6 protein-coding genes are annotated in these 18,753 nt (G+C 53.7%); 3 read left to right on the top strand and 3 right to left on the bottom strand.

The window, feature by feature from the left end:
- Positions 1–11: 11 nt before the first annotated feature.
- Complete coding sequence (murQ, locus tag DUT67_RS06150; RefSeq protein WP_113633067.1) at positions 12–938, bottom strand: N-acetylmuramic acid 6-phosphate etherase; 927 nt, start codon at positions 936–938, stop codon at positions 12–14.
- Positions 939–1,372: 434 nt separating this feature from the next.
- On the opposite strand from murQ, the gene lapG reads away from it, so the two are divergent.
- A complete protein-coding gene (gene lapG / locus DUT67_RS06145; protein ID WP_113628124.1) occupies positions 1,373–2,062 on the top strand; it encodes a cysteine protease LapG in 690 nt (229 codons plus the stop codon).
- A gap of 9 nt (positions 2,063–2,071) precedes the next feature.
- A complete protein-coding gene (lapD, locus tag DUT67_RS06140) occupies positions 2,072–4,024 on the top strand; it encodes a cyclic di-GMP receptor LapD (protein ID WP_113633066.1) in 1,953 nt (650 codons plus the stop codon).
- 90 nt (positions 4,025–4,114) lie between these two features.
- Here the strand turns inward: lapD and DUT67_RS06135 are convergent, their stop codons facing one another.
- On the bottom strand, positions 4,115–4,459 hold the full coding sequence (locus DUT67_RS06135) for a hypothetical protein (RefSeq protein WP_048261536.1): 345 nt from the start codon (positions 4,457–4,459) through the stop codon (positions 4,115–4,117).
- Positions 4,460–4,524: 65 nt separating this feature from the next.
- Positions 4,525–16,944 carry an Ig-like domain-containing protein gene (locus DUT67_RS06130; RefSeq protein WP_368350136.1) on the bottom strand — a complete coding sequence of 4,140 codons (12,420 nt, stop codon included), beginning with the start codon at positions 16,942–16,944 and terminating at the stop codon, positions 4,525–4,527.
- Positions 16,945–17,335: 391 nt separating this feature from the next.
- Here DUT67_RS06130 and DUT67_RS06125 point away from each other — a divergent pair, with 391 nt between their 5' ends.
- Positions 17,336–18,688 (top strand): TolC family outer membrane protein, encoded by a 1,353-nt coding sequence (locus tag DUT67_RS06125; protein WP_113631584.1) that lies wholly within the window; start codon positions 17,336–17,338, stop codon positions 18,686–18,688.
- Positions 18,689–18,753 lie beyond the last annotated feature (65 nt).

Genomic DNA, 18,753 nt, shown 5'->3' with positions numbered 1-18,753 from the left:
CCAAAATAGTCTTACCCGCCAAGTAACGCCTCACGCAGATAGCCGTTGTGCTGTTTCAGACGTTCACGCGCCACTTCCACATCAATATTAGCCAGAAGCATCAGAATCGCTGGCTTAACGTCGTTATCCGACTGCACCAGCGCCTGCCGTGCCCTGTCCAGATCGGCTCCCGTCGCTTCCACCACGATGCGACAGGCACGATCAAGCAGCTTCACGTTAGTTGCCTTCACATCAACCATCAAATTCTGGTACACCTTGCCCAGCTTAACCATTACGCCAGTAGAAATCATATTCAGGACTAACTTTTGCGCTGTACCCGACTTCAGCCGCGTCGAACCCGTTAATGCTTCTGGGCCAACGACGGGGGAAATCGCCACTTGTGCTTCCTGTGCAATAGGCGAGTGCGGGTTGCAGGAGATCGCCGCCGTCCGGCAGCCAACGTCACGCGCATAGCGCAATGCGCCAATCACATACGGCGTCCGACCTGATGCAGCAAGACCGACCACCATATCGGCAGCCGTTAAACTCAGCGATTTCAAATCAGCTTCACCGAGCGCAGGATCGTCTTCCGCCCCTTCTACCGCCTTGAGTAACGCTCCCGGCCCGCCAGCAATCAGGCCGATAACCAGCCCATGCGGCACACCAAACGTCGGAGGACACTCGGAAGCATCCAATACGCCCAAACGGCCGCTGGTTCCCGCCCCCAGATAGATCAGACGCCCACCCGCCTGCAACGACGCCGTTGCCAGATCGACAGCCTCGGCAATCGCGGGTAAAACCTGCGCAATGGCTTCGGGGACTTTCCGGTCTTCCTGGTTAAATACGTACATCATCTCCAGCGTAGAGAGCTGATCCAGCGTCATCGTTGCCGGGTTCCGCGTTTCGGAAACCAGCATCCCCAAATTAAGGTTCTCTCTATCCACTACGCCTGAACTCATTCTGATACCTCATGCTTTATGTCAGCGTTCTTTCAACGTTCTTCACACGCCTATGACAAACCACTATTTTCACCACTATACCCCAAATAATTCGAGTTGCAGGAAGGCGGCAAGAGAAGGACAAATTTGTCGGGAACGAATTTGACCAGCCAGCGGCTGGCCTTCGGTGAGAGACAGGATGTCTCTCATTTCATCCCGATGAGCTTACTCAGGTAAGTGATTCGGGTGACAAATCTGCCAGGAGCAGATTTGAACGCTGCTTGCAGCGGCCCTTTAGGGCGAGGCCACGATGGGCCGAGTATTTGAACGTAGCCAACGCATATGCAGCTTGAAGTATTACAGGTATATACTGCTTTTGAGACCTATGAAAGTACGCTATTCTGCATCGAATTCACTCTCCACATTCATCTCGCAAGGTAAGCAGAAAAACCTCAGTGCAACTCTCCGGGTTCAGCATCTCCAGTTACAAGCTCTTCTTTATTAGCTGTCTGCTGTTTCTGCTGGCGGGTTCCCTGCGTGCGGACTGGGATTTTATTACCATTAATCAGCGAACCGAGCAGCTTTATGGTCCGGCAACGCCCGATGCTCGCCGCCGGATAGATGAATGGCAGGCGCTGTTGGTGAATTCCCGTAATAAAGATGAAAAAACTCTGCTGAGTAGCGTGAACCAATTTTTCAATGACCGAATGCTGTTTCGCGATGATATCGTCGTCTGGAATCAGGAAGATTACTGGGCAACCCCGATTGAAGCGCTACGTAAAGGCGCCGGAGACTGCGAAGATTATGCGCTTGCCAAGTATTTTACACTGCGTCATTTAGGCGTCTCTGCGGACAAATTACGCATCACCTATGTTAAAGCCCTGCGTCTGAATAAAGCACATATGGTGGTGACCTATTACCCCACGCCAACCTCGATTCCGCTGGTGCTGGATAATCTGACCGACAAGATCCAACCTGCGACAGAGCGCAACGATTTAGTTCCAGTGTACGCCTTTAATGGCGGTGGCCTCTGGCTGCCGGGGGCAAGCGGCAGCAACAAACGCGTCGGCGACAGTAAACGACTTTCACGCTGGCAGGATGTCTTAACCAAAATGCGTGCCGAAGGGTTTTCAATTGAGGAGTAAAGGTAGGCTATGTCTCTATACAAACAACTACTGATAGCCATCTGCCTGTTTGTGCTAATTATTTTCAGCGGAAGTTTTTTCGTCAGCCTGGAAAATTCGCGTGAACAATACAATAACCAGCTTCACTCTCACGCACAGGATGCCGCGACCGCACTCGGGCTTTCCCTAACGCCGAATATTGATGACCCGGCGATGGTGGAACTGATGGTTAGCTCAATTTTCGACAGCGGCTATTTTTCCAGTATCCGCGTGCGAGATTTAAAAACCGGCAACGTCACGCTGGAACGCACCGCATCGCCGGATATCCCTGACGTACCACTCTGGTTTGTCCGATTAGTGAACCTTCAGCCCGGTGCAGGTGAAGCCATCGTCATGCGCGGTTGGGAGCAGGCAGCAAAAGTCGAAGTGGTCAGCCATCCGATGTTCGCGGTAACTCGACTGTGGCGCAGCAGCACGGCGACCTTCCTGTGGCTACTTGGCTGCGGCACGCTGGGTGTACTCATCGGCGCGTTGTTTCTGCGTCGCCAGCTACGCCCGCTCGACTACATTGTCGATCAATCGCTGGCAATTACCCGACGTGAATTCCTTAGCCAACCGGATTTACCCAATACGCCCGAATTCCGCCGCGTCGCGCAGGCGATGAACTTGATGGTTAGCAAACTCAAGACGCTATTTGAAGAGGAAGCGGAGCGGAGCGAGCGCTTACGTCAGGAAGCCTATCAGGATCCACAAACTGGATTGAATAACCGCCGTGCGTTTGACATGCAGTTCAATGACAAACTGGCCGATGAAGAAACAGCTCCCGGCTTTCTTATTATGATTCGCGTGCAGGATCTGGCGGGTATGAACCAGCGGCTGGGTGGTCAACGTACCGATGCACTGTTAGCCTCCGTCGGACATATTCTGCGCAAAACGCAAAAGCAGAATACCAATGCAGAGAGCCTGTTGGCGCGTATCCGCGGTGGGGAATTTGCGCTGTTCTGCCCGGGACTGGTCGATAAAGAAGCCTATGCACTGATTGGTGAGCTGACGCGTAACATCGAAACCTTGCATCTGACAGGTGAAACCGATGTCTCCCCTGTCGCCCAATTCGGCATGGTACCGTTCCGCCCCGGCGACACCGCGCAATCTCTGTTTATTCAGGGCGATCAGGCGCTTACACAGGCCGAAAGCAATACCGATACCACTGCCCCTCACACGATGCCATCCGTCAGTGCCGAACAGGTCGAAACCGATCGTCACATGTGGTTTAACCTGCTCGATCCCATCCTTGAGCAGGAGCGTTTACAGCTTTTCCTGCAACCCGTCGTCGCGTGTGACGACACCAGTCAGGTATTGCATCACAAGGTACTGGCTCGTATTCAGGATGAGCAAGGGAACAGCATCGCCGCAGGCCGCTTCCTGCCGTGGATTCAACGCTTTGGCTGGGATACCCGTCTGGATCAGACCATGCTGCGTGAAGTATTGGATTATCTCCGCCAGCACGACGGTAACCTCGCGCTAAGTTTGTCTGGTACCACGGTTCTGAATCTTCATCTGCTCGCCGACCTGCTAGCCCCACTGAAGCATCAGCCAGAGGTCGCCAAGCGACTGATTCTGGAACTGGATGAGAATCAACTGCCAGACAGCGCCCAACTGGAAGCCTTAATCAAGCTGTTAAATGAACATGGCTGTGCACTAGGGTTACAACATTTTGGTGGGCGGTTTAATATGATTGGTAACCTGTCCCAGTGGGGGCTGGCTTACCTGAAAGTCGATGGCAGCTACATCCGCAATATCGACCAGGAAGGCGATAAGCAAATGTTTATCGAAGCGTTGTATCGCGCCACCAACAGTATTGCCCTGCCGCTCATCGCCGAACGTGTTGAAACCGCAGGTGAACTGAAAGTGCTTCAGGAAATGGGCTTACAGGGCGCAATGGGACGGTTGCTGGGTGAACCGATGCCAGCGGTCAGAACCTGACGCCACATCGTTTGGATTCATTGCGTTTTAACGACCCAGCTTCTCGCTATTCTATTGAGAAGCTGGGATCGACGTTAACATATTATCTATTCAGAACATCGTTTCTTCATCATCGCCAATCAGCTTGTTCAACCCGCCATTCAGCGCTTCACGCGCCTGCGCACGATTGATCAATTTCAGCTGAGCTGCCTGTGGGAAATCAGTAATGCTGACCACGCCTTTCTGAATCAAAACCTGAATTAAATCCTCCAGCACGCGCACCATTTCCAGATCGCTTTGCCGCAGTTGCTGCAAGCTGGACATCGCCGCCTGATGGCTACGGATCCAGGCCAGCGCCTCGCGCGAATCATCGGGTAATTCGCCATTCATTTCAGGAAAAGGACTCTTTTCTACCTTCATCAGGTGGCCATCACTGTCGCGCTGGATATAAAACATGTTCGGAGCCCCTTTAATTTTTTGATAAAGAAAGGAGCCAAATAGGCTCCTTTTCCCCTTCCCTATCAGCTAGATGGTTCAGGCTTGCTGACCAGACTCTCCAGCGACGGTAATGCACCGTTATAATGTTCCAACGTAATCGACACCGCAACTGTTCCGCCTTTATCCGCAGTAAAGTTCCCCGCAGTGCTGACTTCAATCGTCGGCGAGCCGTGATTATCCGTGATGCGAATATAGCGGCTAATATCAGTGCCTTCTTCCAGTTCGCCAACCAGATCGGTTAAATCAATCCGGTCGCCCTCTTTGGCATTAAAGTCTTTGATCACATCATTGCCGATATCACCAGCCTGCCACTTAAAGGTATCCGCGCCAGCGCCACCGATGAGCGTATCGCTCCCTGCGCCACCAATCAGAATGTCATCTCCACTGCCGCCGTAGAGCAGGTCATTTCCCGCACCGCCATAAAGGGTATCATTGCCTCCCTGGCCGAAAAGGATGTCATCTCCATCGCCGCCGTTGAGTATGTCATTCCCCCCTTTCGACGACGACAGATCAAACTCTGCGCTGTGCGAGGCAATATAGTTATGCATGTCCTTCGTGGTCGGTACACCCGTTTGCATACCCAATTGCTTACCGATGTAGTTTTGTAAGGCAGCGATGCCGCTACCGTCGATATTAGGGAACGACACAACATCGCCGAACAGAACATCATCATTATACGTGCCAGATATCGTATCGTTACCTGCCGCACCGACACTCAATCCATACTGCTCAGCGCCTTCCGCCGAATAACCGGTTGCCGTATCGTGGTTGCCCATTTCTGTCGATGTCGCCTGCGCCACGACATTCAATTTACCCGCATCGGCTGGGACCTCAAGCGTAATCTTCCCGGCCAGCGTCTGGGCATTGTGCGCATTTTGAATCAGGTACGAACCATCAGCGCCAACGGTATACTTCACGTTATTGATTTGGTCAGTCAGCACCGTTCCCGTCGGAATCCCCGTCAGCCTGATTCCTGATAGCGTTTCACTGCCATCACGGTCGGTCAGTGCCGCTGACACATCGAGCGTATAGGTCTGTTTCCCCGCCTGCCCAGGTACTTTTTCCACCGTCGCACTATTGGTGCCGGGGGTATACGTCGAACCATCGCTGTAGATAACACCTTCGATATTGTTGCTGACCTGCTTCGTAAACGAGCCTGACTTGCCAGTGCTATCGGTATAATTGACCTTCAGCCCATCCAACGTGTTGACCGACGTATTCGCGTTGTTGTTCGTGCTGTTGGTCGCGTTATAGGTGTAACCCGCTTCCTTGACGACAAAAATGTAGTCTGCATGCGCATTGCTGCCGTTACTGGTGCGGTTGCCGTTGAAGGAATCCAGATCGCGGTGATCCTTGCGATCGGCCGCCCAGTCGCTCTGCCGATAAAAATAGCCGCTGGTAGAGTGCACAACGAAGATATCGCTGTAATTACCGTCGCCGCTGGTGTTGCCCTGACTGTAATACGCCACCTTGCCAGTTCCAACCACGGTAGGCACCGAGTCCCCTTCGGTCAGCCAGACGCGGACACCGTTGCCGACCGCGACAATTTTTCCGTTCTGCACGTCAAAACCACCGTTAGCGCTTCCCCCATTCACCTTAATAACTTCCGCAGAGGCTGGCGTCGTGGTACCGCTGGTGGTGTTCAGGCTCACGACTGGTGCATCAGCAACTGGCGTAATGCCAATATGCAGTGCGGCTTTATCCCCCGTATTGCCTGCGCTATCGACAGGTCGGTAAGCAATGTCGCCCAGCGATGCTCCAGAGACATTCGTCGCAGGCGTAAAGCGCAGATCGGTGTTACCCGCCGTAAAGGTTTGACCAGCGATGACCGCTTTCCAACTCCCACTATCGTTAAAATAGAGCGTGCCAACGCTGGCTGGAGGCAGAGACGAAATTACGATGCTTGTGGTATCACTTGATACGCCCAGATCGCTCCAGCCAATATGCAGCTGTGTGTCTTCCATACCCGACGCCGTGTTGTTATGTGCGACTGGCGGCGTAATATCCATGGTCGCCTGGCTGTTATCATGCGCTTGGTTACCTGCTGCATCGGTCGCCGTTGCCCCTGCGGTAATCTTGCCTTCCGATAACGTACTCAGATCAACATTCGTCTGCCATTTACCGTTCGTCACGGGCACATCATGCAGCGTAACCGACTTACCATTCACATCGGTAAAGACCAGATCAACCGTCTTCTCGTTGCTGGTACCGCTGACTAGGGTATTTTTCGACTCACTCTGGCTGACATATCCATCGTTACCGGCAAAATTCGTAATATCAATTTCTGGTGCAATGGTATCCACAGCGTATGCATGATGGGTATTCGCCGTCGTGGCGTTGCCCGCCGTATCACGCGTGGTCACGCTGGCGCTAATGTCACTATTACTCGCCAGTACAGAACCCGGAACATTCACGCTCCAGGTTTTACCATCAGGATTCACCGTGGTCTGGTAGGTTTCCGTGCCCACTTTAACGGTGACCGCATCGCCCGCTTTCACTTCATTACCGACGTTACCGGTCACTGCAATCGTCTGTTTGGATTCGGCAGCGTTAATCACGTTATCCGAGGTGACATTGTCGATAGTAATCGACGCCGTTGGCGCAACGGTGTCAACGCCGTAAGCGTGACTGGTGTTGGCGGTAGTCACGTTGCCCGCAGGATCGCGGGTCGTCACGGTCGCACTCACATCTCCGTTCACCGCTAATACCGATCCCGGAACGTTGACGCTCCAGGTTTTGCCATCGGTATTCACCGTCGTCTGATAGGTCTCGGTGCCCACTTTAACGGTGACCGCATCGCCCGCTTTCACTTCATTGCCAACCTTACCCGTCACCGCAATGGTCTGGCCGGATTCAGCAGCGTTAATCACATTATCGCTAGTGACATTGTCGATAGAGATTGAGGCAATCGGCGCCACCGTATCCACACCATAAGCGTGGCTGGTATTGGCGGTGGTCACGTTACCTGCCGCATCGCGGGTAGTGACGGTCGCAGAAACATCACCGTTCGCCGCTAATACCGATCCAGGAACATTGACGATCCAGGTTTTACCATCGGTATTCACCGTCGTCTGGTAGGTCTCGGTGCCAACTTTAACGGTGATCGCATCACCCGCTTTTACGTCGTTATCAACCTTACCCGTCACCGCAATGGTCTGGCCGGATTCGGCTGTATTAATCACGTTATCGGACGTCACATCGTCGATAGAAATGGACGCTATTGGTGCAACGGTATCCACGCCGTAAGCGTGATTCGTGTTGGCGGTGGTGACGTTGCCCGCAGGATCGCGGGTAGTGACGGTCGCACTCACATCGCTGTTCGCGGCCAGCACCGAGCCCGGAACATTGACGCTCCAGGTCTTGCCATCAGGATTCACGGTGGTCTGGTAGGTTTCGGTACCGACTTTCACCGTCACCGCATCACCCGCTTTCACGTCGTTGTCGACGTTACCCGTCACCGCAATGGTCTGACCGGATTCGCTGGCATTAATGACGTTATCGGACGTAACGTTATCGATTGAGATTGACGCGGTTGGCGCAACGGTATCGACACCGTAAGCGTGAGTAGAATTGGCCGTGGTGACATTGCCCGCCGCATCGCGCGTGGTGACCGTTGCACTGACATCACCATTCGCTGCCAGCACCGAACCCGGTACATTGACGCTCCAGGTCTTGCCATCGGTATTGACGGTGGTCTGGTAGGTCTCGGTGCCCACTTTTACCGTTACCGTATCACCGGCTTTCACTTCATTGCCGACGTTACCCGTCACCCCGATGGTCTGACCCGACTCGCTGGCATTAATGACGTTATCTGAAGTGACATTATCGATAGAGATAGAGGCAACTGGCGCCACCGTATCTACACCGTAAGCGTGATTGGTATTGGCGGTGGTCACGTTGCCTGCGGTATCGCGGGTAGTGACGGTCGCACTCACATCACCGTTCGCCGCTAATACGGAGCCCGGAACGTTGACGCTCCAGGTTTTGCCGTCCACATTCACCGTCGTCTGGTACGTCTCGGTACCGACTTTCACCGTCACCGCATCACCGGCTTTGACGTCGTTATCGACTTTACCGGTCACCGCAATGGTCTGGCCGGATTCGGCTGCGTTAATCACGTTATCGGACGTCACATTGTCGATAGAGATAGAGGCAACTGGCGCAACGGTATCGACGCCGTACGCGTGGCTGGTATTGGCGGTGGTAACATTGCCGGCAGGATCACGGGTAGTGACGGTCGCAGAAACATCACCGTTCGCCGCTAATACGGAACCCGGAACGTTCACGCTCCAGGTTTTTCCATCGGTATTCACGGTGGTCTGATAGGTCTCGGTACCGACTTTTACCGTCACCGCATCGCCCGCATTCACTTCATTACCGACGTTACCCGTCACCGCAATGGTCTGGCCCGATTCGGCTGCGTTAATCACGTTATCGGACGTCACATTGTCGATAGAGATAGAGGCAACTGGCGCAACGGTATCGACGCCGTACGCGTGGCTGGTATTGGCGGTGGTAACATTGCCGGCAGGATCACGGGTAGTGACGGTCGCAGAAACATCACCGTTCGCCGCTAATACGGAACCCGGAACGTTCACGCTCCAGGTTTTTCCATCGGTATTCACCGTCGTCTGGTAGGTCTCGGTACCGACTTTAACGGTAACTGCATCGCCCGCTTTGACATCGTTATCAACCTTACCCGTCACCGCAATGGTCTGGCCGGATTCGGCTGCGTTAATCACGTTATCGGACGTCACATTGTCGATAGAGATAGAGGCAACTGGCGCAACGGTATCGACGCCGTACGCGTGGCTGGTATTGGCGGTGGTAACATTGCCGGCAGGATCACGGGTAGTGACGGTCGCAGAAACATCACCGTTCGCCGCTAATACGGAACCCGGAACGTTCACGCTCCAGGTTTTTCCATCGGTATTCACCGTCGTCTGGTAGGTCTCGGTACCGACTTTAACGGTAACTGCATCGCCCGCTTTGACATCGTTATCAACCTTACCCGTCACCGCAATCGTCTGGCCGGATTCGGCTGCATTAATCACGTTATCCGACGTGACATTGTCGATAGAAATCGACGCCGTTGGCGCCACCGTATCCACGCCATAAGCATGACTGATATTGGCAGTGGTCACGTTGCCGGCAGGATCGCGGGTGGTCACAGTCGCAGAGATATCGCTATTGGTTGCCAGCACTGAACCGGGAACATTGACGCTCCAGGTTTTACCATCAGGATTCACCGTTGTCTGGTAGGTCTCGGTGCCCACTTTAACGGTGATCGCATCGCCCGCTTTGACGTCGCTATCAACCTTACCGGTCACCGCAATCGTCTGGCCCGACTCGCTGGCGTTAATCACATTATCGGACGTGACATTATCGATAGAGATGGAAGCCGTTGGTGCAACGGTGTCGACACCGTAAGCGTGATTCGTGTTGGCAGTGGTCACGTTGCCTGCGGTATCGCTCGTCGTCACGGTCGCAGAGATATCACCGTTCGCCGCTAATACCAAGCCCGGAACGCTGATGCTCCAGGTTTTGCCGTCGGTATTCACGGTGGTCTGATAGGTCTCGGTGCCGACTTTAACGGTAATACTGTCGCCTGCTTTCACTTCATTGCCGACGTTACCCGTCACTGCAATCGTCTGGCCCGACTCGGCTGCGTTAATCACGTTATCCGAGGTGACATTGTCGATAGAGATTGAGGCCGTTGGTGCCACCGTATCCACGCCGTAAGCGTGACTGGTATTGGCGGTGGTCACATTACCTGCAGGATCGCGGGTCGTCACGGTCGCGGAGATATCGCTGTTCGCGGCCAGCACTGAACCGGGAACATTGACGCTCCAGGTCTTGCCATCGGTATTCACCGTGGTCTGGTACGTCTCGGTGCCCACGGTGACCGTCACTGCATCGCCCGCTTTGACGTCGTTATCGACTTTACCGGTCACCGCAATCGTCTGGCCGGACTCGGCTGCGTTAATCACGTTATCCGACGTCACATTGTCGATAGAGATCGATGCCACTGGTGCAACGGTATCAACACCGTAAGCGTGATTCGTGTTGGCAGTGGTCACGTTGCCTGCGGTATCGCTCGTCGTCACGGTCGCAGAGATATCACCGTTCGCCGCTAATACCGAGCCCGGAACGTTGACGCTCCAGGTTTTTCCATCAGGATTGACGGTGGTCTGGTAGGTCTCGGTACCGACTTTTACCGTCACCGCATCGCCCGCTTTCACGTCGTTATCAACCTTACCGGTCACCGCGATGGTTTGGCCCGATTCGGCTGCATTAATCACGTTATCGGACGTCACATCGTCGATAGAAATCGACGCGGTGGGTGCAACAGTATCCACACCGTAAGCGTGACTGGTATTGGCGGTGGTCACATTGCCGGCAGGATCACGGGTGGTGACAACCGCGCTCACATCACCGTTCGCCGCCAGAACCGAACCCGGAACATTGACGCTCCAGGTCTTGCCGTCAGGATTCACCGTCGTCTGGTAGGTCTCGGTGCCGACTTTCACAGTGATCGCATCACCCGCTTTCACGTCGTTGTCGACTTTACCGGTCACCGCAATCGTCTGGCCCGACTCGCTGGTGTTAATCACGTTATCGGAGGTGACGTTATCAATAGAGATAGACGCGACTGGGGCGACGGTATCCACGCCGTACGCGTGGCTGGTATTGGCGGTGGTGACGTTGCCCGCAGGATCGCGGGTAGTGACGGTCGCACTCACATCACCGTTCGCCGCTAATACGGAGCCCGGAACGTTGACGCTCCAGGTCTTGCCGTCAGTATTCACCGTCGTCTGGTAGGTTTCGGTGCCGACTTTTACCGTAATTGCATCGCCCGCTTTCACGTCATTGTCAACGTTACCGGTCACCGCGATGGTTTGGCCAGATTCAGCAGCGTTAATCACGTTATCGGACGTCACATCGTCGATAGAGATCGACGCCGTTGGTGCCACGGTATCGACACCGTAAGCGTGACTGGTGTTTGCGGTGGTGACATTGCCCGCAGGATCGCGAGTCGTCACGGTCGCACTCACATCACCGTTCGCCGCTAATACCGATCCCGGAACATTGACGCTCCAGGTTTTGCCATCAGGATTCACGGTGGTTTGATAGGTTTCGGTACCGACTTTCACGGTGACCGCATCACCCGCTTTAACGTCGTTATCAACCTTACCGGTCACCGCAATCGTCTGGCCCGACTCGGCTGCGTTAATCACGTTATCGCTGGTGACATTGTCGATAGAGATTGAGGCCGTTGGTGCCACAGTATCCACGCCATAAGCGTGACTGGTATTGGCGGTGGTGACGTTGCCCGCAGGATCGCGGGTAGTGACGGTCGCACTCACATCACCGTTCGCCGCTAATACGGAGCCCGGAACGTTGACGCTCCAGGTTTTGCCGTCCACATTCACCGTCGTCTGGTAGGTCTCGGTGCCGACTTTCACAGTGATCGCATCACCCGCTTTCACGTCGTTGTCGACTTTACCGGTCACCGCAATCGTCTGGCCCGACTCGCTGGTGTTAATCACGTTATCGGAGGTGACGTTATCAATAGAGATAGACGCGACTGGGGCGACGGTATCCACGCCGTACGCGTGGCTGGTATTGGCGGTGGTGACGTTGCCCGCAGGATCGCGGGTAGTGACGGTCGCACTCACATCACCGTTCGCCGCTAATACGGAGCCCGGAACGTTGACGCTCCAGGTCTTGCCGTCAGTATTCACCGTCGTCTGGTAGGTTTCGGTGCCGACTTTTACCGTAATTGCATCGCCCGCTTTCACGTCATTGTCAACGTTACCGGTCACCGCGATGGTTTGGCCAGATTCAGCAGCGTTAATCACGTTATCGGACGTCACATCGTCGATAGAGATCGACGCCGTTGGTGCCACGGTATCGACACCGTAAGCGTGACTGGTGTTTGCGGTGGTGACATTGCCCGCAGGATCGCGAGTCGTCACGGTCGCACTCACATCACCGTTCGCCGCTAATACCGATCCCGGAACATTGACGCTCCAGGTTTTGCCATCAGGATTTACGGTGGTTTGGTACGTTTCCGTGCCGACTTTAACGGTGACCGCATCGCCAGCTTTCACTTCATTACCGACGTTACCCGTCACCGCAATCGTCTGGCCGGATTCAACAGCGTTAATCACGTTATCGCTGGTGACATTGTCGATAGAGATAGAGGCAATCGGCGCCACCGTATCCACAGCGTAAGCGTGATTCGTGTTGGCAGTGGTGGCATTACCTGCCGCATCGCGGGTAGTGACGGTCGCAGAAACATCACCGTTCGCGGCCAGCACCGAACCCGGAACGTTGACGCTCCAGGTTTTGCCGTCAGGATTCACTGTTGTCTGGTAGGTTTCTGTGCCCACAGTGACCGTCACCGCATCACCCGCTTTGACGTCGTTATCGACGTTACCCGTCACCGCAATCGTCTGACCCGATTCGGCTGCGTTAATCACGTTATCTGACGTCACATCGTCGATAGAGATCGACGCCGTTGGTGCAACCGTATCCACACCGTAAGCGTGGCTGGTATTGGCGGTGGTCACGTTACCTGCAGGATCGCGGGTGGTCACCGTGGCAGAGATATCGCTATTGGTTGCCAGCACTGAACCGGGAACATTCACGCTCCAGGTCTTGCCATCGGTATTCACCGTCGTCTGGTAGGTCTCGGTGCCGACTTTTACCGTAATTGCATCGCCGGCTTTCACATCGTTATCAACTTTGCCCGTCACCGCGATAGTCTGGCCCGATTCGGCTGCGTTAATCACGTTATCGGACGTCACATTGTCGATAGAGATAGAGGCAACTGGCGCAACGGTATCGACGCCGTAAGCGTGACTGGTGTTGGCGGTGGTCACATTGCCGGCAGGATCGCGAGTCGTCACGGTCGCAGAAACATCGCCGTTCGCCGCTAATACCGAGCCCGGCACATTGACGATCCAGGTTTTGCCATCGGTATTTACCGTGGTCTGGTACGTTTCCGTGCCGACTTTAACGGTGATCGCATCGCCCGCTTTGACATCGTTATCAACCTTACCGGTCACCGCAATGGTCTGGCCGAATTCGGCTGCGTTAATCACATTATCGGATGTGACATTATCGATAGAGATCGAGGCAACAGGCGCAACCGTATCCACGCCGTAAGCATGGCTGGTATTGGCGGTGGTCACGTTACCTGCCGTATCGCGCGTGATCACGGTCGCACTCACATCGCTATTGGCTGTCAGCACTGAACCGGGAACATTGACGCTCCAGGTTTTACCATCAGTATTCACCGTGGTCTGGTAGGTTTCCGTGCCCACTTTTACCGTCACCGCATCACCAGCTTTCACTTCATTGCCGACGTTACCCGTCACCGCGATAGTCTGGCCCGACTCGCTGGTGTTAATCACGTTATCGGAGGTGACGTTATCAATAGAGATAGACGCGACTGGGGCGACGGTATCCACGCCGTAAGCGTGGCTGGTATTGGCGGTCGTGGCATTGCCTGCGGTATCACGGGTGGTGACCGTCGCAGAAACATCACCGTTCGCGGCCAGCACTGAACCTGGAACATTGACGCTCCAGGTCTTGCCATCGGTATTCACCGTCGTCTGGTAGGTCTCGATGCCGACTTTTATGGTGACCGCATCGCCCGCTTTGACGTCGTTATCAACCTTACCCGTCACCGCAATCGTCTGACCGGATTCGGCGGCGTTAATCACGTTATCCGACGTGACATTATCGATAGAAATCGACGCAGTGGGTGCAACGGTGTCGACGCCGTACGCGTGACTGGTGTTGGCGGTAGTCACGTTGCCCGCAGGATCGCGGGTAGTGACGGTCGCACTCACATCACCGTTCACCGCTAATACGGAGCCCGGAACGTTGACGCTCCAGGTTTTGCCGTCCACATTCACCGTCGTCTGGTACGTCTCGGTACCGACTTTAACGGTCACCGCATCACCCGCTTTGACGTCGTCATCAACCTTACCGGTCACCGCGATGGTCTGACCGGATTCGCTGGCATTGATCACGTTATCGCTGGTGACATCGTCGATAGAGATCGACGCCGTTGGCGCAACTGTATCGACACCGTAAGCGTGACTGGTATTGGCGGTGGTGACATTGCCCGCAGGATCGCGGGTCGTCACGGTCGCAGAAACATCACCGTTAGCCGCTAATACGGAACCCGGAACATTCACGCTCCAGGTTTTGCCGTCGGTATTCACCGTCGTCTGGTACGTCTCGGTGCCCACTTTCACCGTCACCGCATCGCCGGCTTTCACTTCATTGCCGACGTTACCGGTCACCGCGATGGTCTGACCCGACTCGCTGGCGTTAATCACGTTATCCGACGTGACATCGTCGATAGAAATCGACGCGGTGGGTGCAACCGTATCCACACCGTAAGCGTGACTGGTATTGGCGGTCGTGGCATTGCCTGCGGTATCACGGGTGGTGACCGTCGCAGAAACATCACCGTTCGCGGCCAGCACTGAACCTGGAACATTGACGCTCCAGGTCTTGCCATCGGTATTCACCGTCGTCTGGTAGGTCTCGATGCCGACTTTTATGGTGACCACATCACCCGCTTTGACGTCGTTATCAACCTTACCGGTCACCGCGATGGTCTGACCGGATTCAACTGCGTTAATCACGTTATCCGACGTCACATCGTCGATAGAAATCGACGCGGTGGGCGCCACGGTATCCACGCCGTAAGCGTGATTCGTGTTGGCGGTCGTGACATTGCCCGCAGTATCGCGGGTGGTGACGGTCGCAGAAACATCACCGTTCGCCGCTAATACGGAGCCTGGGACGTTGACGCTCCAGGTCTTGCCGTCGGTATTCACCGTCGTCTGGTAGGTCTCGGTACCGACTTTCACCGTCACCGCATCACCGGCTTTGACGTCGTTATCAACCTTACCGGTCACCGCAATCGTCTGACCCGATTCGGTCGCGTTAATCACGTTATCGGACGTGACGTTATCAATAGTAATGGACGCGGTTGGCGCCACGGTATCGACGCCGTAAGCGTGACTGGTATTGGCGGTGGTGACATTGCCAGCAAGATCGCGAATCGTCACGGTCGCAGAAACATCACCGTTCGTGGCCAGCACTGAACCGGGAACATTGACGCTCCAGGTCTTGCCATCAGGATTCACTGTTGTCTGGTAGGTTTCGGTGCCCACGGTGACCGTCACCGCATCGCCCGCTTTGACGTCGTTATCGACTTTACCGGTCACCACGATGGTCTGGCCGGATTCGCTGGCGTTGATGACGTTATCCGAGGTGACATTATCGATAGAGATAGAGGCAACTGGCGCAACCGTATCCACACCATAAGTGTGGGTGGTGTTCACTGTGGTCACATTGCCTGCAGTATCGCTCGTCGTCACGGACGCAGAGATACCGCCGTTCGCGGCCAGCACTGAACCGGGAACATTGACGCTCCAGGTCTTGCCATCAGGATTCACCGTGGTCTGGTAGGTTTCGGTGCCCACGGTGACCGTCACCGCATCGCCCGCTTTGACGTCGTTATCGACCTTACCGGTCACCGCGATGGTCTGACCCGACTCTCTGGCGTTAATCACGTTATCCGACGTCACATCGTCGATAGAAATTGAGGCAACAGGGGGCAAGGTATCGACGGTTACCGCTTCGCTTCCCCCAGTACCAGGAATGCCCGCAGCATCGGTATAGCTGCCGTCAGGGATGCTGACGCGGACCTCTCCCTCAAAATTGGTGGCTGGCCTCAATGTCGCCGTCCAGCGGGTAGAATCGTTAGGATCTTGTACCAAATTCGTTATGGAGCCGTTTGTGACAGTGACATCACTGAGATCAAAACCGACGGGAGTTCTTGTAAAAACGAAACTTATTGTGCCGTCACTGTTTATAACAATGGTGACAGAAGGCGGTGTGGTATCGGTAGTATCCGTTGCTGCAATAATTGAGGTGGATGAATCTATGCCATCCAGCACAGACGAGGCTCTGTCAGTAAACGATATGCCTGCCGTATCATAACCAATCGGGGTAGTAACAACGTCGCCCGTTAAATTCAGCACCACCGTTGAATTGAAATGCCCACCGCCGCCGTCACCCGCGTCTCCCGAGTCGTCATTACCCGCGGCAGTGGCCTCTAATACTTGCGTTGGGTCGGCACCCTGAGCGATGGCATCTTGTATAGCAGCGACATCATTGGCGACATCCACATTTTTCTGAGAAGACGCACTACTCACATCACTCCAGCGACTATCACGCCCCAGATCCAATGTTTTACCATCGGGTAATGTGATTGAAACCGCGCCGTTAGCGCCGGTAACAACTTCTTCCCCACTGTAAACTCGATCGCCAGCAACCAGCAGCCTCTGGCTCCCATCAAGCGCAACGATAAAAACCTGTCCAATAACGAATTTAATAACACCAATCACACTATTCAAAATACTTTCTCCTTGATATCTATAATTATTTTTATGATATTGCGATATTGCGGCTATAGATCTTGGCTATCATCCTGATAAGGTTGATTTGCTGTGTGTCGTCCTGACATTTTATGAAAAAAAGCGTTACGATAGTGCTGTTGTTATGCGTCAAACGCTTGACTCAATGAACGATATAATAAAAAATTCAGAATATTCTTTCCAGAACTTTACTCATTTAGAGTAACCCTTATTTTTCTTGCAGTAGGGTCCTTCCGGAATGAAAATTAACATATTGATATTAAAGGAATAAAAGCAAATCAATTCGTTAAGCGTTTATATAACACTCAAACACTTTAATAGGAATAATCACAAATAAAGTTTTTGTGAAGGAAAACTGCTGATGATTCATAGATACCGTTTTGCTTTATTATCTTTTATTACCGTTTTTTCCACAGCGACGCATGCCGATACGCTCCAAGAAGCAATAAAAAATACGCTCTATACACATCCCGAAGTGAGCGCATCCATCAATAGTCGTTTTTCTGCCGAACGCGATTTACGTGCGGCAAAAGGGGGATACCTTCCTTCCATCACGCTGAGTGCCGGTGTTGGCCGCGAAGAAACAGATAGCCCCTCAACACGTGCCAGTATCAATAAACGCGTTGAACTCAGCCGCCAAGAATCAAGTATCAATCTGAGCCAGACGGTATTTGATGGTTTTGCCACCTCCAGCGAAGTAGGCAGACAGCGTGCCACCGTTAATTCACGTGCTTATAAAGTATTAAATACCAGTGAGGCAACGGCGTTAGACGCTGTTCAGGTGTATCTCAGTGTGCTGCAACGTCAGGAATTCGTACGTTTGGCAGAAGCCAACCTTGCAAGCCATGAACGTATTTACGATCAAATAAGGCTGCGTAGCGAGCAAGGCGTTGGGCGATTGGCAGACTTGGATCAGGCTGAAGCACGTTTGGCACAAGCACGAAACAACGCACTGACAGAAAAAACCAATCTTGACGATGCCAAAATCAACTATATGAGCATTGTGGGTAAGGTGCCGGAGAATTTGGTGATGCCCGATGCATCAGCGATAAAACTCCCCGTCTCGTTGGAGGAAGCCCAGCGCATCATGCTGGCAAACAGCCCGACGCTGAAATCCGCAGAGTCGGATATTGAAGCGACTCAGCAACAGTATGAGACGTCAAAATCAACGTTTTACCCGCGCCTTAATGTTGAACTCTCTCGCACAATGGATAATAACGTTGACGGGACACGCGGCCAGAACAATGAGTGGCAGGCGATGCTGCGGATGCGCTACAACCTGTATGAAGGCGGTAGCAGCAAGGCCAACATGGAATCCAAAGCCTATCAGATAAAAGAAGCACAGGATGTCCGAAATAATGCCCTGCGCCTGCTCAATGAAGAACTCAAGCTAGCCTGGTCAGCATTAAGCAACTCGCGTCAGCAGGTTCCGATTGCTGCCGAATATGCCGATCGCAGCATGAAAGTACGTACCGCCTATCAGAAGCAATTTGGTCTGGGGGAAAGGACGCTATTGGACTTGCTAGATAGTGAAAACGAGTTGTTCACCGCGCAACGCCGCCTGGTTGAGGTTCGCTTCATCGCCCTCTATACCGAATACCGGATCACATCACGTATGGGAGAGCTATTAAACCGTTTAGCAATCCCTGCCCCTGATGCGGGTACCAGTTTGACAAACGTAACAACCCACGCAGAGTTACCGAGCCTCAATTAATATATTTCATTAGTCAGACGGCGATAAATTATGGTTTATATGCGAGAGAATTACGTTGCGTAAGG

The organism is Pectobacterium peruviense (assembly GCF_003312355.2).
GTDB classification, from domain to species: Bacteria; Pseudomonadota; Gammaproteobacteria; order Enterobacterales; family Enterobacteriaceae; genus Pectobacterium; species Pectobacterium peruviense.
This window is presented reverse-complemented; position numbering and strand designations above follow the sequence as displayed.

Bases quoted from the DNA above. Each gene is read 5' to 3' on its own strand.
- murQ (WP_113633067.1), bottom strand. From the start codon at position 938: ATGAGTTCAGGCGTAGTGGATAGAGAGAACCTTAATTTGGGGATGCTG.
- lapD (WP_113633066.1), top strand. From the start codon at position 2,072: ATGTCTCTATACAAACAACTACTGATAGCCATCTGCCTGTTTGTGCTA.
- DUT67_RS06135 (WP_048261536.1), bottom strand. From the start codon at position 4,459: ATGTTTTATATCCAGCGCGACAGTGATGGCCACCTGATGAAGGTAGAA.
- DUT67_RS06125 (WP_113631584.1), top strand. From the start codon at position 17,336: ATGATTCATAGATACCGTTTTGCTTTATTATCTTTTATTACCGTTTTT.